Raw genomic sequence first — 20,550 nt, 5'->3', positions numbered from 1 at the left:
GAATTTGCTGAAAATTAGATTGTTTTTACGTTTACGGCTGAAGCACCACGTTCTGAATCTTGGATTTCAAATTGCACTTTAGCACCGTCTTCTAATGTGCGGTAGCCGCCGTTTGCTTCGATAGCAGAGAAGTGTACGAATACATCTTTGCCACCTTGATCAGGGGTGATGAAACCAAAACCTTTGGTGGCGTTGAACCATTTTACTGTACCGGTAATTGCTGACATAAAATTTTCCTTATATAAATAAAAAAAGTGATAAAAGATAGCTAAACGGGATATTACAGACGTATCTATCAATCACTTGCCTTGAGGAAAATAACTAAAAAGATTCAACTATTTTAACGCACGAACAGCTTGAGTCATTACACCACTTATTCATTTTTTAAGCAAATCATTTTTATACTTTTATGAACATTCAAATGAAAAAAGAGTCTATCTCTTTTGTAAACGGAATGTGGAATTTATATGGACGAAGCCTTATAAATCAAATATAGTATCCAGTTAGATTTTCACTTATCTAATTATCAGATTTTTATTAAATGGGACTTATTATGTCAGAGCAAATTGAGCAAAAAGTAGAACAAACTCAGAATAAAACCAATCCAAGTACCAAGGAAGTGATTGCTTATTTAGCGGAGAAATTTCCGCTTTGTTTCACGCTTGAAGGTGAAGTAAAACCATTGAAAGTTGGGCTTTTCCAAGAATTAGCAGACGCTTTAAAAAATGATGAGAAAGTCAGTAAAACATTGTTACGCCAAGTATTGCGGAATTATACTAACTCTTGGCGTTACTTAGCTGCCAGCCAAGCTAATGTTGCTCGTGTCGGCTTACAGGGTGAAGAAGTTGGCGTGGTAACAGAAGACGAAGCTACTCACGCCGCAGAAGCTTTGGCTGCTGCGAAAGCGGTGGTTGCAGAACGCAAAGCACAAGAGCGTAAAGCACAACGTAAAGAGTACTTCAAACAGAAAGCACGTGAAGAAAATGCGAAAAAGCGTGCAGAATTTAAGGCGAAAAAAGCAATAGATAATTTACCTAAAGCTTCAGAAGAAAAATTAGCTGCATTAGCAGATAAATTCGGTCGTAAATAGTTTTCAAGTCGCTTTGTGCTTACAAGCGGTCGGATTTTAGTAAACTTTTGCAAAAAAATGACTGCTTGATTATTTGGAAAAGAAGATGAAATTAACAAGATTAAATAAAATTTTTGCCCTAGCCCTAGGTTTAATGGTAGGAAACGCTTTTGCCGTTCAGCCGGACATTAAAGAAAGTGTGATTGTGATGCCAAAACCTAATGAGCAGCACAGCTTATCAACCAAGCGTGTAACAGCCCGATTAACTCAATCGCATTATCATAAATTTCAACTGAATGATGAATTTGCGGGGAAGATTTTTAACCGCTATGTCGATTGGCTTGATCCTTCTCATAATACTTTTCTTCAAGCCGATATTGATGAAATGCGTAGTAAATATGCTGCAACATTAGATGATGATTTATATGCTGGTAAATTAGATGCAGCATTTGCAATGTATGAGTTAATGTCTAAACGTCGTTATGAGCGTTATAGCTATGCCTTATCTTTACTAGATAAAGAGCCTGACTTAAAAGGGAATGATGAAATTGAGATTGACCGTGATAAGGCCGCATTTCCAAAAAGTATAGAAGAGGCAAATACACTTTGGGAGCAGCGAGTTAAAAACGATATTATCAATTTATATCTTAAAGATAAAAAATGGCCTGAAATTAAGAAAACACTCACTAAACGTTATAACTTTGCGATTAAGCGTTTAACTCAAGTTAAGGCTGATGATATTTTACAAACTTACTTAAATTCATTCTCTCGTGAGATCGATCCCCACACTAGCTATTTGTCTCCTCGTGCGGCAAAAGCGTTCCAAGAGAGCATGAATCTGTCGCTAGAAGGAATTGGTGCAACGCTAACCCAAGAAGATGATGTAACCAGCATTAGAGCATTAGTGCCAGGAGCCCCTGCCGCTAAAAGTAAGAAGCTGGTAGTCGGCGATAAAATTGTCGGTGTAGGTCAAGGTGAGAGAGGTGAGATTGAAGATGTTATCGGTTGGCGTTTGGATAATGTAGTCGATAAAATCAAAGGTAAAAAAGGCACTAAAGTTCGTTTAGAAATTGAGCCTGAAAAAGGTGGAAAAACTAAAATTATTACCCTTGTGCGTGATAAAGTTCGTATTGAGGATAGTGCTGCTAAATTAACGGTAGAAAAAGTAGATGGAAAAAATGTAGGAGTAATTAAGATCCCTACTTTTTATATCGGTTTGACTTCAGATGTACGTAAATTACTTACTCAAATAGAGAAAAAAAATGTTGAAGGATTGATCATTGATTTACGTGAAAACGGTGGTGGTTCGTTAACTGAAGTGATTGAATTAACCGGTTTATTTATTAAAGATGGGCCTGTAGTGCAAGTACAAGACGCATTCAATCGTATCAAAGTACACGAAGATCCGGAATCAAAATCAGTTTATGATGGAAAAGTGATGGTGATGATTAATCGCCATAGTGCTTCAGCCTCTGAAATCTTCGCTGCGGCAATGCAAGATTACAACCGTGCAATTATTGTAGGGCAACAAACCTTTGGTAAGGGAACTGTTCAACAGAGCCGTTCATTGAATTTTGTATATGATTTGGATCAAGAGCCTCTTGGTTTTATCCAATATACGATTCAAAAATTCTACCGTATCAATGGTGGAAGTACCCAGCTAAAAGGGGTTGAGGCGGATATTAAATTCCCGGAAATCATTAATGCTGCAAAAACAGGTGAAAGTTTTGAAGATAATGCGCTTCCTTGGGATAAAATTCCAGCAGCCAATTATAAAGAGGCTGGGAATGCTCGTAAGGCAGTTGCTACATTAACAGCGAAACATCAAGAGCGTATTGCTAAAAACCCAGAGTTTATAGTATTAAACGAGAATATTGCGATTCGAAAAGAACGTGATGAGCGTAAGTTTTTATCGTTAAATTTAGAAGAGCGTCTGAAAGAAAATAAATCAGATGAAAGCAAGCGCCTAAAAGATATTAATGCCCGTTTTGCCCGTGAAGGCAAAAAAGCATTAAAAGATATTGATGATTTACCAAAAGACTATGAAGCACCGGACTTTTTCTTAAAAGAAGCTGAACAGATGATGCTTGATTGGTCAGAATTTGATAAAAAATCATAAATGTGTTTATAATGCGCACATAACGTACCGCTTAGCGGAGCTAAGCGGTTTATTTTTTTATAAATTTGCAAATATTAAGAGGAAGAGTGGGTGAAAACCTTTAAATTATTACCTATTATGGTGGCGTTTTCTGGCATGGCTTTGGCTGAAACAGCCACAGTTGCTCAGGTGGCTTCTGAGCCTGTTGTACAAGATAATATTTTACCGCAATTAAGTTTTGCAGCTCAGCAGGCTCGTGCTGCAGAATTGGTAAAACAGGCCGATTATGCGTTAGAACAGGAACAAATTCGTCAAGAGCAAGCAAGAAAATTTGCAGAAGCGGAAGCAAGAATTAAGCAAGAAATAGGTAATAATGCCTTATTGCTGAGCCAAGCAACAACTAAGGTTTATTTAGACAGTGAATTTGCGACAATGTGGAATGATAAAGCCGCAGAAAAAGCATTTTTGAAAGAATATGCATTATTTGCAGTAAGTGGGGTATCCTCTAAATCAGCTAAGGCATTGCAGCAAATCTTAAATCAACCGGAAGGTTTAGGTAGAGATATTTTATTAACTGATGGCTTCTTAGATTATTTGTATTACAACAAAAATGTGTTTAAAAATGCAAATAATTGGTTATATAACTTAGGCAGTTATGTACCAAAATCGCCCTCTTCAGAGCAAATCTTCCAATGGACTAATGCCGTGAGGGAAGGCGATTCTGGGCAGTTTGTAACAAACCTTGTTCCAAGAAACCATTTATATCGTGATACGGCACAGAGAGTATTGGCAATGGCAGGAGGCTCTTCAGCACCTAAAGCCAAAAAAGGTAAAGCTGTTACGGAGGTAGCTGGTGGTGGTAATGGGGCTTCTTTCTATAAATTAGCGCTCAATGCTCAACGTTTACGTATTATTCCAAGTTTTAACAATGGAATTTTTGTGAATATCCCAAGCTATCAATTATATTATTTCCGTGATGGTAATTTAGCTCTTCAATCTAAAGTGATTGTTGGGCGAGAAGATCGCCGTACACCGGTAATGTATAGTAAGCTGAGCAATGTGGTAGTAAATCCGCCTTGGAATGTGCCGACCAGTATTATGACTAAAGATATTATTCCTAAACTAGCGCGTGACCCGGGTTATGCAGATCGTGCTAGTTTCGAAATTCTTGATGGTAGCGGCAATAAAATTAATCCGCGTAGCGTAAATTGGTCACAATATTTAAATGCGAAAAGTTCACCATACCGTATTCGTCAGAAAGCAGGCGATGACAGCGCCTTAGGACGTTATAAATTTAATATGCCAAGTTCGGATGCAATTTATTTGCATGATACGCCAAATAGAGGATTATTTGGTAAAACGGGGCGTGCGTTAAGTTCTGGTTGTGTCCGTGTAGAAAAATCTGATGAATTGGCAACCATTTTATTAAAAGAAGCGGGTTGGGGATCTGATAAAAAGAATCAAGTCTTAGGCAGTAAGAAGACGACCTCGGCTCAGATTCGTTCAGATAACCCGGTTTATCTCTATTATGTGACGGCTTGGGTTGAAGGTGGAAAAGTGCAAACCCTTCCGGACATTTATAACTTTGATGCCAAAATCCCACAACATTCTGTGAATTGGGGAAAATTAAAGAGCATTATTTAATCGTGCTATTTCTGATAAATTCCAAGAAGATATCATCTTCTTGGAACTTTTTGAAAATATAGCTTACATAAATTTACGATTGTAAATTCTTACTTTAAGTATGGTGTATAGAAATTCGCTCATTTGTGAGTGATTTTCTATAAATCATTAGCTAACCTATGAGGAAAAAATGAAACAAATTAATGTTCAACGCCGGAAGTGGCTATCACTCGGTGGACTTGTTTTAGGGGCTAGCCTTCTGCCGGGTCAAGTAATAGCAGCGCTTTCTACTCCTGCCCCAGCTGCGTTACGTTTTCGTAATGTGAATACAGGCGATACTTACACTGCTAAATTTGGTGCAGGTGGATTAAACAAAACCGATCTAAGCCAGTTAAACTATTTAATGCGGGATCGTCATATCAATCAGGTTAAAGCAATTGATCCAAAATTATTTGTCAAATTGAATCAATTACAACGCCGTTTAGGTTTCCATAATGCGGAAATCCTAGTATTAAGTGGTTATCGCTCCGCACAAACAAATGCAAGACTTCGTCGTAGAAGCCGTGGTGTTGCCAGCCATAGTTACCATATTCTTGGACAAGCAGTAGATTTCCAAGTATCAGGCGTGCCGTTACATAAAGTAAAACAAGCGGCTGAGAGCTTGAATAATGGTGGCGTAGGTTATTATCCTCGTAGTAACTTTGTTCACGTAGATACTGGCCCAGTTCGCACTTGGAGAGGCTAACAAGCGGTCTTATTTTATGTTTAATTTGCAAATTATTCCTGTTAGTCCATTTCAACAAAATTGCACGGTGATTTGGGACGAAAATAAGAATGCGGCTATTATTGATGGCGGCGATAATGCCGAAGTCATTATTCAATTTGTTGAATCTCAGCAGCTTAAGGTTCAAAAGTTATTGATTACGCACGGCCATTTAGATCATATTATGGCAGTAGAAAAATTGAGGAAGCATTTTCAAGTAGAGGTTTTCGGCTCGCATCTTGCAGATAAACCTTTATTTGAACGTTTGCCGGAAATGTGCCAACAATTTGGCTTACCACCGGTAAATGGCTTTTTGCCGGATCATTGGTTAGAGGAAGGTGATCGGGTCGAAGTCGGCGAGTTGAGCTATACTGTTCGACATTTGCCAGGGCATGCTCCGGGTCATATCGGCTTTTTTGATTTTGACAATCGTATTGCTTTTAGTGGCGATGTTTTATTCCAAAATAGCATAGGTCGAACAGATCTCTATTTAGGCAACTATAGCCAGTTATTGGAAACGATCAGGGAAAAAATGTTTGATTTAGATGATGATTTCATTATCATACCGGGACATGGTCCACACACGACTATCGGGCGGGAAAAACAGACCAACCCGTTTTTGAAATAAATAAAGAAGCAGAGCAGTTGGCTCTGCTTTTTTGCTATTTTACGCCTCGTAAATAGAGGCGGTAATTGTGGCTTTCTTCCGTTGGTTTAATCAGAGCAACGGTCTGTTTTTGCTTAGGTTGCAGCCATAAATGTTGCCAGCCGTTGCTGTCTGAAATACCGTTTGGCGATTGAGTTACGCCATTTTTATCATACCAAAAGAGCTTATAAACCACATTGAGTGGATAATCGGTTAAGTTAGTAGTGCTAAATGTTTTTCCGTTGGTATCCAATTCAACTTTTTCGGCAATATCGGCTTCAATATTGACGATTGGACTTGAGCCTGTGGGCAAATAGCTCACCGGTTTGCTGCCGCAAGCGGTCAAAAAAAGCGAAAAAATTGCAAATGTAAAATAGGAAATACGCATAGTTATTTTGCCACTAAAGGCCCTAGTTTTTGCCCGCCCAACAAGTGCATATGAATATGGAACACTTCCTGCCCGCCGTTTTTATTGCAATTCATGACTAAGCGGTAGCCCTCTTCGGCAATGCCTTCTTCTTTGGCTAATTTTGCCGCCACTGTGAATAAACGCCCTAAGGCTAATTCATCTTCCGCACTCACGTGATTGACGGTTGGAATAAATTTATTTGGAATAATCAAAATGTGCGTTGGTGCTTGTGGGGCAATATCACGAAATGCGGTTACAAGTTCATCTTGATAGACGATATTTGCCGGAATTTCTTTGTTGATGATTTTGGTGAAAATGGTTTCTTGGTACTCTGTAGCCATTGTATTTTCCTTCTAGTCGATTAAACCTAATACTTTTCTTACAGGGGCAAAACTCTTACGATGATAAGGTGTTGCCCCAAATTCTGCTAATTTTTCAAAATGGAGTTTGGTCGGGTAGCCTTTGTGCTGTGCGAAGCCATATTGCGGAAATTGTTGGTCTAATTCGTCCATTTCGTGATCACGGGCGACTTTAGCAATAATCGACGCAGCACTGATTTCTGCCACTAAGCTGTCTCCTTTCACTACTGCTTGTGCCGGCATTGGCAGTTTTGGTGGACGATTGCCGTCAATTAGCACAAAATCCGGTTGAATATGCAAGCCGGCAACCGCACGTTGCATTGCCAACATGGTCGCATTTAAAATATTCAGCTCATCAATTTCTGCCGGCTCGGCACGACCTAACGACCAGCTTAGGGCTTTTGCTTTAATTTCTTCCGCTAACGCTTGGCGTTTTTTCTCGGATAATTTTTTGGAATCGGTTAAGCCTTGAATCGGGTTATTCGGATCTAAAATGACCGCTGCGGTTACAACTGCTCCAACTAAAGGCCCTCTGCCAACTTCATCAACACCGGCGATTAATCGGGCGTTAGGGTAGATAAACTCGTTCATTATACTTCTTCTTTTCTAAAATGGCGTTGGCTTTTGGTTTCTGACAGGCTTTCAATTAAGCGATGGTAATTTTCAAAGCGAATTGCAGAAATTTGCCCATTTTCGACCGCTTGTCTTAAGGCACAGCCGGGGTCGGTTTTGTGTTTACAGTCACGGAATTTGCACGTGCCTAAAACCGATTGAAATTCTCTGTAGCCTAGTGTAATTTGCTCCGGTTCTAAATGCCATAAGCCAAATTCTCGAATGCCCGGCGAGTCAATCAGCTGTCCGCCTTGCGGTAAATGATATAAGCGAGAGGCAGTGGTGGTGTGTTGACCTAAACCAGAGGTATCGCTCACTGAGCCGGTGAGGGCATTGACTTCAGGCAAGAGTTGGTTAATCAGGCTGGATTTCCCCACGCCGGATTGTCCGACAAAAATAGAAGTGCCTTTAGCAAGATATTGGTGTAACGCCTGCATATTTTCACCCGTATCAGCCGATAAACATAGGGTTTCATAGCCAATCTCTTCATAGATTTTGAGCTGCTCTTTAACTGCTTGCCGTTCGCTTTCGTTTAATAAATCAATTTTGTTTAGCACGATTAAGGCAGGAATATTCGCCGTTTCGCAAATCACTAAATAACGGTCGATAATATTCAGCGAAAGTGTAGGTAGCACAGCCGAAACAATAATAATTTGATCGATATTCGATGCCATCACCTTAATACCATCATAATAATCGGGGCGGGTAAGTTCATTTTTACGCGGAAATACGGCTTCAATGACACCACTAATCCCTTGCAACTGCTCACTGCCTTTACGCCAAGAGACCTGATCTCCCACCACCACATTTTTCAACGTGCGGCGAATATTACAGCGGAAAATTTCCCCTTCTGCGGTTTCAACATCCGCGTGTTTAACGTGGCGGGTGACAACAATGCCTTGTTGCATTTCGCCTAACATTTCATCTTGCCATTCAATCTCTTTTTTGTTGATACGCTTATGATGGTTAGATTGGATTCTACGCTGTTGGTTGTGGGTTAATTTCGGTTTACTCAAAAGAACTCTCGGTAATTATTGCAAATGAAAAATAGGCTTTAGCATACTATAAAACCTCTTTTTATAATAGATTAAAGTGAAAGAATAAAAAAGCAGAAAGGCTAGAATAAAGGTAGCGAATAATATAGAATGCGATCTAGATTTTGTGCTGTTTTTTACATAGAAAAAAACCGCCCAAAGTGGGCGGTTATAAACCAATACGGTTCAAAATATACAGGAAGTGAAACAAGTAACTTTCGTTACTCTAGTCTAGTTTCCTAGACCAATATGCAAACACAACATCATACTTAAAATTTAGGAATAGAAATAAATTCTAAACTATCCATCTAAGTATGCGGATATTTTATTATTTCTATTTGCAAGCATCAAACGAATTTTTTTTATTTAAACTATCAGAAAAAATAATAGAGTTGCTTGTTTAGTAATCTATTAGATTGAAAAATTATGAACAAAAAACTTCCACCACTCAATGCATTGAAAGCATTTGAATCTGCTGCACGCCATTTAAATTTTACTAAAGCGGCAGAAGATCTCTTCGTCACACAAGCTGCAGTGAGCCACCAAATTAAACTATTAGAAGATTTTTTAGGTGCTTCCCTGTTCCATCGCCGTAACCGTTTGCTGGAATTAACTGAGTTAGGCGCACAATATTTCTATGAAGTTCAGCCATTATTAGAACAAATTGCTCTCGCAACAGATAAAATTAGGCAGCAAAGTAGTCGTCAAATTCTGACTATTAGCGTACCACAAACATTTGGTATGCATTGGTTAGTCCCACGTTTGGCGGATTTCCACGAAAAATATCCAGAAGTGGAAGTACGTATTAAGGGTGTTGATCAAGATGAGGGATTATTAGGTAAAGAAACTGATGTTGCTATTTATTATGGTAAGGGGGATTGGCAAGGTCTGGAATCTATCCGTTTGACGGAATCCCGTATTGTTATTTTAGCTTCGCCTGAGTATTTATCGCAAAATACCATTCATTTACCGGCAGATTTAGCAGGTAAACATTTATTGCATTCCTCTACCCATAATAAGTGGAAAAGGATGGTTGAGCATTTGCATATAGAAGATATAGTAGATGCGGAAACTGGCTCAATTTTTAGCCATACTTTTATGGTGCTTCAAGCTGCAATGCACCAACAAGGCATTGCGATTGCCAACCAGTTGTTGGCACAGCACGAAATTGAAAAAGGTACTTTAATAGAGCCTTTCCCAACCACATTGTTTGATGAAAAATCGTTCTATGTTGTCTATCCTTCGCAATCAGCCCAAGTTCAGAAAGTACAATTTTTTGTTGAGTGGATTCAGCAAAAAATGAAAGAGTGTTGTGCTTAAGCGTGGCTTTATCAGCGGTATGCGAAAAATTAGAAAAATTTGACCGCTTGTTATCTAAGTTAAAAAAGGAATATTATGAAATATCAATGGGTATTATTTGATGCTGATGAAACCTTGTTTTCATTTAATTCTTATCTTGGTTTAAAAGCGATGCTGGCTCGTTACCAGATTGATTTTAGTGAACAAGATTATCAAGACTTTCAAGCGGTAAATAAACCACTTTGGGTGGCTTACCAAAATAATGAGATCACTGCTCAAGATATTCAAACCCGACGCTTTGCAAAATTATCTGCTCAAACAGGCGTGGATCCGCTACAACTTAATCAAGAATTAATGGCGGAGATGGCATTCGTCAGTCAGCCTTTAGAAGGTGTAATGGATATGTTAAACGCTTTGTATGGTAAAGTAAAAATGGGCATTATCACCAATGGTTTTACCGACTTGCAGCAAAAACGTTTAGATAATACTCAAACTTCACATTTTTTTGATATTGTAGTGATCTCAGAGCAAATTGGTGCCGCAAAGCCTGATCGTCAAGTGTTTGATTACGCTTTTGCATTAATGGACGAATTTGATCGTACTAAAGTACTTATGGTAGGCGATACCCTCGCTTCTGATATTTTAGGAGGTAATAATGCTGGGATTGATACTTGTTGGTTAAATTTGCTTAGTAAAGAGAATGATACGGATATTAAGCCAACTTACGAAGTGCATACGATGCAACAGATTATTGCGATTGTAGAGGGGAAATCATTATGAAGCTACAACAGTTACGTTATATCGTTGAAATAGTAAACCAAAACTTGAATATTACTGAGGCCGCAGAGGTGCTTTACACTTCTCAACCGGGAATTAGCAAACAAGTTCGTTTGTTGGAAAGTGAGTTGGGAATTAATATTTTTGAGCGTAACGGTAAGCACGTTAAGGGGCTAACGCCTGCTGGTGAAAAAATTGTGGCGATCGCCCGTGAATTATTGGTAAAAGCCCAGAGCATTAAATCGGTTGCTGAAGAACAAACCCGACCCAACAAAGGCATCTTACGCATTGCGACCACCAATACCCAAGCCCGTTATATGCTACCGAGTGTAATTGAGAAATTTAAGGCTCGCTATCCTGAAGTAAGTTTGCATTTGCACCAAGGCTCCCCGAATCAAATTTATGATGCTTTGATGGCTGGAGAAGTGGATTTAGCCATTACCACAGAAGCTCAATATTTATTTGATGAAGCGGTTTTATTGCCGTGTTATTGGTGGAATCGTTCAGTTATTGTCAAACCAGAGCATCCTCTTGCGGCTTTTGTGAACCAAAGTAAAAATTTGACTGTCGAACAATTAGGTAGATATGATTTGATAACCTATACTTTTGGTTTTACAGGGCAATCGGATTTAGATCACGCCTTCAATAAAGAAGGTATTTTGCCTAATATCGTATTTACGGCGACTGATGCTGATGTAATCAAAACTTATGTACGCTTAGGCTTAGGGGTTGGTATTATGGCATCAATGGCACATACGGAAACAGATAAAGACTTAGTCGCTATCAATGCAAGCCACCTGTTTCAACCGAGTATGACGCAAATCGCCTTTAAACGAGGAACTTTTCTTCGTAACTATATGTATGATTTTATTAATTATTTTTCGCCACATTTAACACGGGTACAAGTGGAGAAAGCGGAACAATTACGAGATAATAATGCAATTTCAAGGTTGTTCGAAAGTATATCTTTAGAGGAGAAATAGATGAGAATTAGGCAGAAGTTAGCGAGCGTAATCGTGGTCACTTTGGGCTTGATTTCAAACGCCAGTGCGGAGAATTTTAAGTTGAAATACAGCTCAAATTATTTAATGCCAGCCTACATTAACTTTAATAACGGCGGTGGGCAATATAATATTCAGGCAAAAATTAATGTGCCTTTATATAATATTGTCTTTTCTGCGAAAGGAACAGAAAAAAACGAACAATTTCATATGTTGAGCTACCGAGATACCCGTAACGGCAAAACTTATGCGATGGCAGAAATTGATTCTAAAACGGTAAAATACGGCAAAGTGAAAGAGCCATTAAAAGAAGAAGCATTGACAATGCCGACTTATGATTTATTTACCACGGCATTCCAGTTAAGCTATTACGATAAATTACCGAGCAGTTTCCAAACCACAAATGGTAAAAAACTTTACCCGACACCGAATGTGCAGCTACGTAAAGCTCAAAAGGCGGTAAAAGTAGGTGATAAAACTTACCAAGAAATTACCTACAAGTTTAGAACCAGTGATAAAAAAGACATTACGGTGAAAAAATTTGAAGGCGAAAAATTCCCACGCTACATCGCCTATAGCCGAGACGGTGATAATTACGAGCTAACTTTTGATAGCTTTGTAAAATAATAAAGATTAGGAATAAGATCAGGCAAGCGGTCTATTTTGTGATTTTTTCTGCAAAATAGACCGCTTGTTATTTATTTTTTAGAAATCGTCAAACCATTGTTGAATGGTTTTTATATCATTTGTTTGTGTTAAGGCGAGCTGCAGTAATACTCGTGCTTTTTGAGGATTTAATGTACCGGAAGCAATAAAACCATACTTGCTATCATCAATTTCTGCATCTCGGGTAGTATATCCGGTTGGCACTCGAGACGAGCGAACCACGGTAATTCCTTTTTTAGCCGCTTCTTCTAGTAAAGCTAAATTTGCCGCATTCATATTACCATTACCAACTCCTGCAACTACGATGCCTTGATAACCCGCATCTAATAATGCTTGAAGCGGTTCGGTTGGCATATTTGAATAAGCATAAATAATGCCGACTTTTGGTAATTCCGTTAATTCATCTACTTTGAATGGGGTGTTTACGGTGTGTTTACTTTCAGGGGAACGTTCATAATCGACTTTGCTATTATGGATATAGCCTAGCGCACCGAAGTTTGGTGAGTTAAATGTTTGCACTGATGTCGTACTGGTTTTTGTAACATCACGAGCGCCCAATACAATATCATTCATTGCAACCAACACCCCTCTGCCACTAGATTTAGAATCTTTGGCGACAACAACTGAGTTATATAAATTTAATACGCCGTCGGCACTTTTTTCAGTTGCTGGTCGCATGGCTCCCACTAATACTACGGGTTTTTCGCATTTTACAGTCATATCAAGGAAGTATGCGGTTTCCTCCATAGTGTCTGTGCCGTGCGTAATAACGAAACCATCTGTGTTTGGGCATTGTTGATTAATTGCTTTTGCCAGTTTTAGCCATACTTCATCAGACATATCCTGAGATCCGATTTTAACGATTTGTTCTCCTTTGATATTTGCTAATGTTTTAATATCCGGGACGGCTTCTATGAGTGTTTCAATATTTAGCTGCCCAGCTTGATAAGCTGAGGTTGCCGTGTTTTTTTGGCTACCGGCAATTGTCCCTCCAGTTGCAAGAATTGTAATATTAGGTAGGTCGGCTGCTTGAATTGGCATAGTAGCAATGCTTAACAGAGTTGGCAGTAGTAATTTTTTGATTTTCATTGTATCGTCTCCAGTATTAGAAAAACAGGTATTATGATATCCATAAACATATAGGTTAATTCTGATCTATCGCAAATAATAGTGCATTAATTAAGTTAAGATTAGTTAGCACTATTGAAAAAGAATTAATCTGACTGCTTACCGATTTTCCATTAGCAAAAAAATGTAATTTGATGTAAACTACTTTCCCGTCCTGATAGTTTCTTTTTTATAAAGTAAACTGATATTCTGAATTTCCAACCCAATTAATCAGCAAAGGCAATCACAATGACAACGAATTATATTTTCGTCACAGGCGGTGTTGTATCTTCTTTAGGGAAGGGTATTGCGGCAGCCTCTTTAGCATCTATTCTTGAAGCTCGTGGTTTAAATGTCACCATTATGAAGCTTGACCCTTATATCAACGTCGATCCGGGTACAATGAGCCCTACTCAGCACGGGGAAGTATTTGTGACCGAAGACGGTGCGGAAACCGACTTGGATTTAGGTCACTACGAGCGTTTTATCCGTTCCAAAATGAGCAAAGCTAACAACTTTACCAGCGGTAAAATTTACTCTGAAGTGTTGCGTAAAGAACGCCGTGGCGATTATTTAGGGGCAACCATTCAGGTTATTCCGCACATTACCAATGAAATTAAAGCCCGTGTATTAGAAGGCGGTAAAGGGCGTGATGTCGCCATTGTGGAAGTTGGTGGCACAGTGGGTGATATTGAATCACTGCCGTTTTTAGAAGCATTACGCCAATTAGCGGTGGATATCGGTCGTGAAAAAACCTTGTTTATGCACTTAACCTTAGTGCCTTATATTCCAACCGCAGGTGAAGTGAAAACCAAGCCGACTCAGCATTCGGTGAAAGAGTTGCTTTCAATCGGTATTCAGCCGGATGTGTTAATTTGCCGTTCAGATCGTGCTATTCCGGAAAATGAGAAGAAAAAAATCGCCCTTTTCTGTAATGTGCCGGAGCGTGCGGTTATTTCGCTTAAAGATGTAGATTCTATTTACCGCATTCCGGAATTATTGAAGTCGCAAGGGTTAGATTCCTTTGTGTGCGATCGTTTCCGTTTAGATTGCAAAGAAGCCGATCTTTCAGAGTGGGAACAAGTGTTATACCGCCAAGCAAACCCAACCGGCGAAGTAACTATCGGTATGGTCGGAAAATATGTGGAATTACCGGATGCGTATAAATCGGTGAATGAAGCTTTAAAACACGCAGGCTTAACGCATCGTTTAACAGTGAATATTAAATACATTGATTCACAAGATATTGAAACCAAAGGCACGGAGTTATTGGCTGGTTTAGACGGCATTCTTGTGCCGGGTGGCTTTGGCTATCGTGGCGTGGAAGGCAAAATTCGTACTGCACAATATGCCCGTGAAAACAAGATTCCTTACTTAGGTATCTGTTTAGGTATGCAGATCGCCCTAATTGAATATGCCCGTAATGTGGCAGGTTTAACTGAGGCAAATTCTTCTGAATTTGATAAAGATTGCTCACAGCCGGTGATTGGCTTAATCACTGAATGGCAAGATGCCGAAGGGAATGTGGAAACCCGCAGTGATGAGTCAGATTTAGGTGGTACAATGCGTTTAGGCTCACAACAATGCCATTTAATTGAAGGCTCAAAAGCCCGTGAAGTGTATGGTGCGGAAACGATTGTTGAACGTCATCGACACCGTTACGAAGTAAACAATAAGCTGTTACCACAAATTGAAGCGGCAGGCTTAAAAGTGAGCGGTTTATCGGCAGATCGTAAATTAGTGGAAATTATTGAAGTGCCAAATCACCCTTGGTTTATAGCAGCACAATTCCATCCGGAATTTACCTCAACTCCGCGTGATGGGCATCCATTATTTGCAGGTTTTGTGAAAGCTGCGAAAGATCACCAAGAGAGTCGTAAGGCTTAATCAAACTTAACAAGCGGTCGAATTTACTCATTTTTTTGTACAAACGCTTGCGTTTGTACATCGACTTTGCCGATGGCACGAAGTGCGAGCGAAAGCGAGTAAATTTGACCGCTTGCTCATTAATTATAAGAAGGGATAAATCAAATGATTTATCCCTTTTAGTATTTTTAATAGTAAGAATGTTCACCGTGTTGGTGTTCAGTAATATCTTTCACACCAACTAATTCATCAGGGAACATTGCCAGAAGCTGTTTTTCAATCCCCTCTTTTAAGGTCACATCTACCATTGAACAACCGTTACAACCACCGCCGAACTGCAACACAGCATATTTATCTTCGGTGATTTCAATTAAGGTTACTTTACCGCCGTGGCTGGCAAGTTGTGGATTCACTTGGGTCTGAATCACATAATCTAAACGCTCGATAAAAGGGGCATCATCAGCTACTTTACGCATTTTGGCGTTAGGGGCTTTTAACGTAAGTTGTGAGCCCATCGGGTCAGTGACATAATCAATTTCCGCTTCGTCTAAAAACGGTAAGCTAATATCATCGACAAATGCAGAGAAACGGTTAAATTTAAATTCGGTATCCGTCTCTTCAACTGCATTGGGTGGGCAGTAAGAGACACCGCATTCTGCCCCCGGTGTGCCGGGATTGACCACAAAAATACGGATATTAGTTCCCTCTTCTTGCTGTTCTAATAGTCTGGCAAAATGGGCTTGTGCTGCATCTGATATTGAAATATGAATGGTTTGTTCTTCCATTTAAATTATCCTGTTTTTTAATATTTTACAAAATTTATCAACTATTTTACGCCTGAATTTCAAAATTGCCTAGCTAAAAAAATTTTTGCAAATTGTTAATAAAATTTAACCGCTTGAAGGGAAATTGGATTAACTAATTATGGTTAATTTATGTTAAGAGGGAATTGAAATCTTGATTTATTTCAAATTTTACCGCGGGAATATGCAAAAAATAGGGGGTTTTCCTAGCCAGAAGGGGAGCTTTTTAGGTAGAATAAGAAGATTATTTTTAGTTAACCTTTTGTTAAGAAAAGATAAAGGTTGATCACAGATTTGAGAACTTAATGTGGCTTTTAAAAATAGGTGGGGGACCATTGTTTATTTTTAAGTAAAGCTGCGGCTCAATAGAAGCGATTGCGTTAGCGCAATCATATTTTTTAACCCAAAATAAAAGTAGTGCAAACAATATGATTACAATCAAAAAAGGCTTAGATCTTCCGATTGCGGGAAAACCTGAGCAAGTAATCCATAACGGTAATACCGTTACTGAAGTTGCTATGCTTGGTGAAGAATATGTGGGTATGCGTCCTTCAATGAAAGTGCGTGAAGGCGATGTAGTAAAGAAAGGTCAGGTTCTTTTTGAAGATAAAAAGAATCCGGGCGTGGTATTTACTGCCCCTGCAAGTGGTACCGTAACGGCAATTAACCGTGGCGAGAAGCGTGTTCTTCAATCGGTAGTAATTAAAGTTGAGGGTGATGAGCAAATTACCTTTGCTCGTTATGAAGCCAGCCAATTAGCTTCATTAACTTCAGAGCAAGTAAAACAAAACCTTGTAGAGTCAGGCTTATGGACGGCTTTCCGTACACGTCCGTTTAGCAAAGTGCCTGCATTAGATGCAGAACCTTCCTCTATTTTTGTCAATGCGATGGATACCAATCCACTTGCAGCAAATCCGGAAGTGATTATTGCAGAACACCAACAAGCTTTCTTTGATGGCTTAACTGTATTAAGTCGTTTATTTGAAAGTAAAAAAGTGATTCATCTCTGTGGCAGTGCAGACTCAAATATTTTAAATGCGGCACAAAGCCGTCAGATCAATAATGTGGAAACTAACCGCTTTAAAGGTCCGCACCCTGCAGGTCTTTCTGGTACGCATATTCACTTTATTGACCCGGTAGGTGCAACTAAACAAGTTTGGTATTTAAATTACCAAGATGTAATTGCTATCGGTAAATTATTTACGACCGGTGAGTTATTTACTGACCGTGTAGTGGCATTAGCAGGTCCACAAGTGAAAAATCCACGTTTGGTGCGTACTCGTTTAGGTGCGAATCTTTCACAATTAACGGCAAATGAATTAAATGCAGGTGAAAACCGTGTCATTTCTGGTTCTGTGTTAAGTGGTGCTATCGCAGCGGGCGTACACGACTATTTAGGTCGCTACGCATTACAAGTGTCTGCTTTATTAGAAGGGCGTGAGAAAGCGTTCTTCGGTATGATTGCTCCTTACTCTGATAAGTATTCAATTACGCGTACTACTTTAGGACATTTTGCGAAGAAATTATTTAACTTCACAACCGCAGTCCATGGTAGCGAGCGTGCAATGGTGCCAACAGGTGCTTATGAACGTGTAATGCCGTTGGATATTATCCCAACACTCTTATTGCGTGATTTAGCAGCTGGAGATACAGACTCCGCTCAAGCTTTAGGCTGCTTAGAGTTAGACGAAGAAGATTTAGCGTTATGTACTTTTGTGTGTTCCGGTAAAAACAACTGGGGACCATTATTACGTCAAGCGTTAGATAAGATCGAGAAGGACGGTTAAAAATGGGTTTGAAAAATCTTTTTGAAAAAATGGAACCCGCTTTCCATAAAGGTGGAAAGTATGAGAAATGGTACACGCTATTTGAAGCTGCCTATACGATTTTCTATACACCAGGTACAGTAACTCGTAAAGATGCTCATGTGCGTGATGCGATTGACTCTAAGCGTATGATGTTAATTGTATGGTTAGCGTTATTCCCTGCAATGTTCTACGGAATGTACAATGTCGGTGCACAGGGTATTCTAGCGGCACTCAAAATGGGAACGTTAACAGATTTAGTTGTTAACAACTGGCACTATAGCTTAGCCGATAGTTTAGGCTCTGTGGCTGATGCAGGCTGGGGAACTAAAATGTTGCTAGGGGCAACTTATTTCCTACCAATCTACTTAACAGTATTTGCAGTGGGCGGTTTCTGGGAAGTGGTGTTTGCAATGGTGCGTAAGCACGAGATCAACGAAGGTTTCTTTGTAACCTCTATCTTACTAGCATTAATTGTTCCTCCAACATTACCGTTATGGCAAGCAGCCCTTGCAACTACCTTTGGTGTTGTGGTCGCAAAAGAAGTGTTCGGTGGCGTGGGTAAAAACTTTATGAACCCTGCGTTAGCCGGTCGTGCTTTCTTGTTCTTTGCTTACCCGGGTCAAATTTCAGGTGATGCAGTATGGGTTGCCGCAGACGGCTTCTCAGGTGCAACTGCACTTTCTCAATGGGCAGTTGGTGGTCAAGGTGCATTACAGCACGTTGCAACCGGTGAAACCATTACTTGGATGGATGCGTTCTTAGGTAATATTCCGGGTTCTATCGGCGAGACCTCTACCTTAATGTTGATTATTGGGGCTGCAATCATTGTATTTGCCCGAATTGCTTCTTGGAGAATTATTGCTGGTGTAATGATTGGTATGGCAGCAACCGCTACATTATTTAATGTAATTGGTTCAGCTACTAATCCGTTATTCTCTATGCCTTGGCATTGGCATTTAGTATTAGGCGGTTTTGCGATCGGTATGTTCTTTATGGCAACCGACCCGGTATCAGCTGCATTTACCAACAAAGGTAAATGGGCATATGGTATCTTAATCGGCTTTATGTGTGTATTAATCCGTGTGGTGAACCCGGCATACCCTGAGGGTATGATGTTAGCGATTTTATTTGCTAACTTATTTGCTCCAATCTTTGACTATTTAGTAGTTCAAGGGAATATCAAACGCAGATTAGCGAGGGTAGCAAACAATGGCTAAATTTAATAAAGATAGCGTTGGCGGAACGCTAACTGTTGTAGTTTTATTAAGTTTAATCTGTTCTTTAATTGTGGCAGGTGCAGCAGTAATGCTTAAACCCACACAAGATATTCAGAAACAACTTGATAAACAGAAAAACATTTTACAAGCAGCCGGTTTATTGCAAAAAGATACTGATGTGCAAGAAACCTATACCAAATTTATTGAGCCGAAAATTGTAGATTTAGCAACAGGCGATTACGTTGAGGGTGTAACAGGCTTTGATGCTCGTGCAGCAGCTAAAGATCCGGCGCAAAATGTTGTGATTGCTCCTGAAGATGATAAAGCGAATATCAAAACTCGAGCTAAATATGCGGAAGTTTATTTAGTAAAAGATGACTCAGGTAAAACGACTCAAGTAGTATTACCAATGCACGGTAACGGCTTATGGTCAATTATGTACGGTTTTGTGGCGGTACAACCTGATGCAAATACGATCAATGGTATTACTTACTATGAACAAGGTGAAACAGCAGGTTTAGGTGGTGAAATTGCAAACCCGAACTGGCAGAAAAACTTTGTAGGTAAAAAACTGTATAACGAGCAAAACCAAGTTGCGTTAAGAGTGGGTAAAGGGGCATCTGCAGATAAAGATCACGGTGTTGATGGTTTATCTGGTGCAACATTAACCTCAAACGGTGTTGATGGTTCATTCAAATACTGGTTTGGTCAAAATGGTTTTGGTCCATATTTAGCAAAATTTAAAGCAGCGGCAGGAGCTAACTAATGGCAGACAATAACAATCTTAAAAAATTATTGTTATCGCCAATTGTCGATAACAACCCGATCGCATTACAGATCTTAGGTATTTGTTCTGCGTTAGCGGTAACGACTCAATTACAAACAGCAGTAGTAATGGCGATTGCGGTAAGTTTAGTTACTGCATTCTCAAGTATGTTCATTTCAATGATTCGTAACTATATTCCAAATAGTATCCGTATCATTGTACAAATGGCGATTATTGCTTCATTAGTAATTTTGGTAGACCAAATCTTACGTGCTTATGCTTACGACCTATCAAAACAATTATCGGTCTTCGTAGGTCTTATTATTACTAACTGTATCGTAATGGGGCGTGCAGAAGCATTCGCGATGAAATCAGGCCCGGTTGAAAGTTTTGTTGATGGTATCGGTAACGGTTTAGGCTACGGTGCAATGTTAATTATCGTTGCCTTTTTACGTGAACTTATCGGTTCAGGTAAAATTTTCGGTATCACCATTCTTGAAACTGTTCAAAATGGCGGTTGGTATCAAGCAAACGGTTTATTCTTATTAGCACCAAGTGCGTTCTTTATTATCGGATTTGTGATCTGGGCGATTAGAACGTGGAAACCGGAACAAGTGGAGAAATAAG

At 39.5% G+C, this 20,550-nt stretch carries 21 protein-coding genes; 14 read left to right on the top strand and 7 right to left on the bottom strand.

The annotated features are described in order from the left end of the window. Positions 1-14: 14 nt before the first annotated feature. Entirely contained in the window at positions 15-227 is a 213-nt protein-coding gene (locus ACJ7Z2_RS00185) for a cold-shock protein (protein ID WP_006250370.1), read from the bottom strand. A gap of 326 nt (positions 228-553) precedes the next feature. Between ACJ7Z2_RS00185 and proQ the strand changes: the two genes are divergently transcribed. From proQ to ACJ7Z2_RS00160, 5 genes are all read left to right on the top strand, one after another. Continuing rightward, positions 554-1,090, top strand: coding sequence for an RNA chaperone ProQ (gene proQ / locus ACJ7Z2_RS00180; RefSeq protein ID WP_409500394.1), 537 nt, complete (start codon positions 554-556; stop codon positions 1,088-1,090). An 85-nt stretch (positions 1,091-1,175) separates the two neighbouring features. Further along, positions 1,176-3,188 carry a carboxy terminal-processing peptidase gene (gene prc, locus ACJ7Z2_RS00175; RefSeq protein WP_409500393.1) on the top strand — a complete coding sequence of 671 codons (2,013 nt, stop codon included), beginning with the start codon at positions 1,176-1,178 and terminating at the stop codon, positions 3,186-3,188. 135 nt (positions 3,189-3,323) lie between these two features. Beyond that, the gene (locus tag ACJ7Z2_RS00170) at positions 3,324-4,811 is read left to right on the top strand and encodes a L,D-transpeptidase family protein (protein WP_409501150.1); all 1,488 of its coding nucleotides are present in this window, start codon (positions 3,324-3,326) and stop codon (positions 4,809-4,811) included. Positions 4,812-4,980: 169 nt separating this feature from the next. After that, positions 4,981-5,535, top strand: coding sequence for a YcbK family protein (locus ACJ7Z2_RS00165; RefSeq protein WP_409500392.1), 555 nt, complete (start codon positions 4,981-4,983; stop codon positions 5,533-5,535). A gap of 16 nt (positions 5,536-5,551) precedes the next feature. Then, positions 5,552-6,181 carry an MBL fold metallo-hydrolase gene (locus ACJ7Z2_RS00160; protein WP_409500391.1) on the top strand — a complete coding sequence of 210 codons (630 nt, stop codon included), beginning with the start codon at positions 5,552-5,554 and terminating at the stop codon, positions 6,179-6,181. Between the two features lie 34 nt (positions 6,182-6,215). Here the strand turns inward: ACJ7Z2_RS00160 and ACJ7Z2_RS00155 are convergent, their stop codons facing one another. The 4 genes from ACJ7Z2_RS00155 to rsgA are packed head-to-tail and all read right to left on the bottom strand — an operon-like array spanning position 6,216 to position 8,595. Further along, on the bottom strand, positions 6,216-6,587 hold the full coding sequence (locus ACJ7Z2_RS00155; protein ID WP_409500390.1) for a YcfL family protein: 372 nt from the start codon (positions 6,585-6,587) through the stop codon (positions 6,216-6,218). A gap of 2 nt (positions 6,588-6,589) precedes the next feature. Next, entirely contained in the window at positions 6,590-6,949 is a 360-nt protein-coding gene (locus ACJ7Z2_RS00150; RefSeq protein ID WP_409500389.1) for an HIT domain-containing protein, read from the bottom strand. Between the two features lie 12 nt (positions 6,950-6,961). Continuing rightward, complete coding sequence (rnhB, locus tag ACJ7Z2_RS00145) at positions 6,962-7,561, bottom strand: ribonuclease HII (protein WP_409501149.1); 600 nt, start codon at positions 7,559-7,561, stop codon at positions 6,962-6,964. Next, positions 7,558-8,595 carry a small ribosomal subunit biogenesis GTPase RsgA gene (gene rsgA, locus ACJ7Z2_RS00140; RefSeq protein WP_409500388.1) on the bottom strand — a complete coding sequence of 346 codons (1,038 nt, stop codon included), beginning with the start codon at positions 8,593-8,595 and terminating at the stop codon, positions 7,558-7,560. The genes rnhB and rsgA overlap by 4 nt, the downstream gene beginning before the upstream one ends. 444 nt (positions 8,596-9,039) lie before the next feature. Between rsgA and ACJ7Z2_RS00135 the strand changes: the two genes are divergently transcribed. The 4 genes from ACJ7Z2_RS00135 to ACJ7Z2_RS00120 all read left to right on the top strand — a co-directional run bounded on the left by ACJ7Z2_RS00135 (position 9,040) and on the right by ACJ7Z2_RS00120 (position 12,317). Next, complete coding sequence (locus ACJ7Z2_RS00135) at positions 9,040-9,933, top strand: transcriptional regulator GcvA (protein WP_006250380.1); 894 nt, start codon at positions 9,040-9,042, stop codon at positions 9,931-9,933. A gap of 75 nt (positions 9,934-10,008) precedes the next feature. Continuing rightward, complete coding sequence (gene yjjG / locus ACJ7Z2_RS00130) at positions 10,009-10,692, top strand: pyrimidine 5'-nucleotidase (protein ID WP_006250873.1); 684 nt, start codon at positions 10,009-10,011, stop codon at positions 10,690-10,692. Beyond that, positions 10,689-11,672, top strand: coding sequence for an HTH-type transcriptional regulator CysB (gene cysB, locus ACJ7Z2_RS00125; RefSeq protein ID WP_154703337.1), 984 nt, complete (start codon positions 10,689-10,691; stop codon positions 11,670-11,672). Before yjjG ends, cysB begins: the two co-directional genes overlap by 4 nt. After that, the gene (locus ACJ7Z2_RS00120; RefSeq protein ID WP_409500387.1) at positions 11,673-12,317 is read left to right on the top strand and encodes a hypothetical protein; all 645 of its coding nucleotides are present in this window, start codon (positions 11,673-11,675) and stop codon (positions 12,315-12,317) included. It abuts the gene before it with no gap. A 78-nt stretch (positions 12,318-12,395) separates the two neighbouring features. Here ACJ7Z2_RS00120 and ansB read toward each other — a convergent pair whose 3' ends face one another. Then, entirely contained in the window at positions 12,396-13,445 is a 1,050-nt protein-coding gene (gene ansB / locus ACJ7Z2_RS00115; RefSeq protein ID WP_409500386.1) for an L-asparaginase 2, read from the bottom strand. Between the two features lie 267 nt (positions 13,446-13,712). On the opposite strand from ansB, the gene pyrG reads away from it, so the two are divergent. Beyond that, the gene (gene pyrG, locus ACJ7Z2_RS00110; protein WP_409500385.1) at positions 13,713-15,350 is read left to right on the top strand and encodes a glutamine hydrolyzing CTP synthase; all 1,638 of its coding nucleotides are present in this window, start codon (positions 13,713-13,715) and stop codon (positions 15,348-15,350) included. A 167-nt stretch (positions 15,351-15,517) separates the two neighbouring features. Here the strand turns inward: pyrG and nfuA are convergent, their stop codons facing one another. Further along, complete coding sequence (gene nfuA / locus ACJ7Z2_RS00105; RefSeq protein ID WP_006250387.1) at positions 15,518-16,114, bottom strand: Fe-S biogenesis protein NfuA; 597 nt, start codon at positions 16,112-16,114, stop codon at positions 15,518-15,520. A gap of 446 nt (positions 16,115-16,560) precedes the next feature. Between nfuA and ACJ7Z2_RS00100 the strand changes: the two genes are divergently transcribed. The 4 genes from ACJ7Z2_RS00100 to ACJ7Z2_RS00085 are packed head-to-tail and all read left to right on the top strand — an operon-like array spanning position 16,561 to position 20,549. Beyond that, a complete protein-coding gene (locus ACJ7Z2_RS00100) occupies positions 16,561-17,919 on the top strand; it encodes a Na(+)-translocating NADH-quinone reductase subunit A (RefSeq protein WP_409500384.1) in 1,359 nt (452 codons plus the stop codon). Between the two features lie 2 nt (positions 17,920-17,921). After that, positions 17,922-19,157: an NADH:ubiquinone reductase (Na(+)-transporting) subunit B gene (locus ACJ7Z2_RS00095; protein WP_409500383.1), complete on the top strand. Its 1,236-nt coding sequence runs from the start codon at positions 17,922-17,924 to the stop codon at positions 19,155-19,157. Continuing rightward, positions 19,150-19,923: a Na(+)-translocating NADH-quinone reductase subunit C gene (locus ACJ7Z2_RS00090; RefSeq protein ID WP_409500382.1), complete on the top strand. Its 774-nt coding sequence runs from the start codon at positions 19,150-19,152 to the stop codon at positions 19,921-19,923. The genes ACJ7Z2_RS00095 and ACJ7Z2_RS00090 overlap by 8 nt, the downstream gene beginning before the upstream one ends. Then, positions 19,923-20,549 carry an NADH:ubiquinone reductase (Na(+)-transporting) subunit D gene (locus ACJ7Z2_RS00085; RefSeq protein ID WP_006250391.1) on the top strand — a complete coding sequence of 209 codons (627 nt, stop codon included), beginning with the start codon at positions 19,923-19,925 and terminating at the stop codon, positions 20,547-20,549. Before ACJ7Z2_RS00090 ends, ACJ7Z2_RS00085 begins: the two co-directional genes overlap by 1 nt. Position 20,550: the final 1 nt, after the last annotated feature.

Source organism: Mannheimia glucosida, from assembly GCF_046267875.1.
GTDB classification, from domain to species: domain Bacteria; phylum Pseudomonadota; class Gammaproteobacteria; order Enterobacterales; family Pasteurellaceae; genus Mannheimia; species Mannheimia glucosida.
Note: the sequence above shows the minus strand (reverse complement) of the source record. Positions and strands in the feature narration are given on the sequence as shown.

Bases quoted from the DNA above. Each gene is read 5' to 3' on its own strand.
- ACJ7Z2_RS00185 (WP_006250370.1), bottom strand. From the start codon at position 227: ATGTCAGCAATTACCGGTACAGTAAAATGGTTCAACGCCACCAAAGGT.
- proQ (WP_409500394.1), top strand. From the start codon at position 554: ATGTCAGAGCAAATTGAGCAAAAAGTAGAACAAACTCAGAATAAAACC.
- prc (WP_409500393.1), top strand. From the start codon at position 1,176: ATGAAATTAACAAGATTAAATAAAATTTTTGCCCTAGCCCTAGGTTTA.
- ACJ7Z2_RS00170 (WP_409501150.1), top strand. From the start codon at position 3,324: ATGGCTTTGGCTGAAACAGCCACAGTTGCTCAGGTGGCTTCTGAGCCT.
- ACJ7Z2_RS00165 (WP_409500392.1), top strand. From the start codon at position 4,981: ATGAAACAAATTAATGTTCAACGCCGGAAGTGGCTATCACTCGGTGGA.
- ACJ7Z2_RS00160 (WP_409500391.1), top strand. From the start codon at position 5,552: ATGTTTAATTTGCAAATTATTCCTGTTAGTCCATTTCAACAAAATTGC.
- ACJ7Z2_RS00155 (WP_409500390.1), bottom strand. From the start codon at position 6,587: ATGCGTATTTCCTATTTTACATTTGCAATTTTTTCGCTTTTTTTGACC.
- ACJ7Z2_RS00150 (WP_409500389.1), bottom strand. From the start codon at position 6,949: ATGGCTACAGAGTACCAAGAAACCATTTTCACCAAAATCATCAACAAA.
- ACJ7Z2_RS00135 (WP_006250380.1), top strand. From the start codon at position 9,040: ATGAACAAAAAACTTCCACCACTCAATGCATTGAAAGCATTTGAATCT.
- yjjG (WP_006250873.1), top strand. From the start codon at position 10,009: ATGAAATATCAATGGGTATTATTTGATGCTGATGAAACCTTGTTTTCA.
- cysB (WP_154703337.1), top strand. From the start codon at position 10,689: ATGAAGCTACAACAGTTACGTTATATCGTTGAAATAGTAAACCAAAAC.
- ACJ7Z2_RS00120 (WP_409500387.1), top strand. From the start codon at position 11,673: ATGAGAATTAGGCAGAAGTTAGCGAGCGTAATCGTGGTCACTTTGGGC.
- ansB (WP_409500386.1), bottom strand. From the start codon at position 13,445: ATGAAAATCAAAAAATTACTACTGCCAACTCTGTTAAGCATTGCTACT.
- pyrG (WP_409500385.1), top strand. From the start codon at position 13,713: ATGACAACGAATTATATTTTCGTCACAGGCGGTGTTGTATCTTCTTTA.
- nfuA (WP_006250387.1), bottom strand. From the start codon at position 16,114: ATGGAAGAACAAACCATTCATATTTCAATATCAGATGCAGCACAAGCC.
- ACJ7Z2_RS00100 (WP_409500384.1), top strand. From the start codon at position 16,561: ATGATTACAATCAAAAAAGGCTTAGATCTTCCGATTGCGGGAAAACCT.
- ACJ7Z2_RS00095 (WP_409500383.1), top strand. From the start codon at position 17,922: ATGGGTTTGAAAAATCTTTTTGAAAAAATGGAACCCGCTTTCCATAAA.
- ACJ7Z2_RS00090 (WP_409500382.1), top strand. From the start codon at position 19,150: ATGGCTAAATTTAATAAAGATAGCGTTGGCGGAACGCTAACTGTTGTA.
- ACJ7Z2_RS00085 (WP_006250391.1), top strand. From the start codon at position 19,923: ATGGCAGACAATAACAATCTTAAAAAATTATTGTTATCGCCAATTGTC.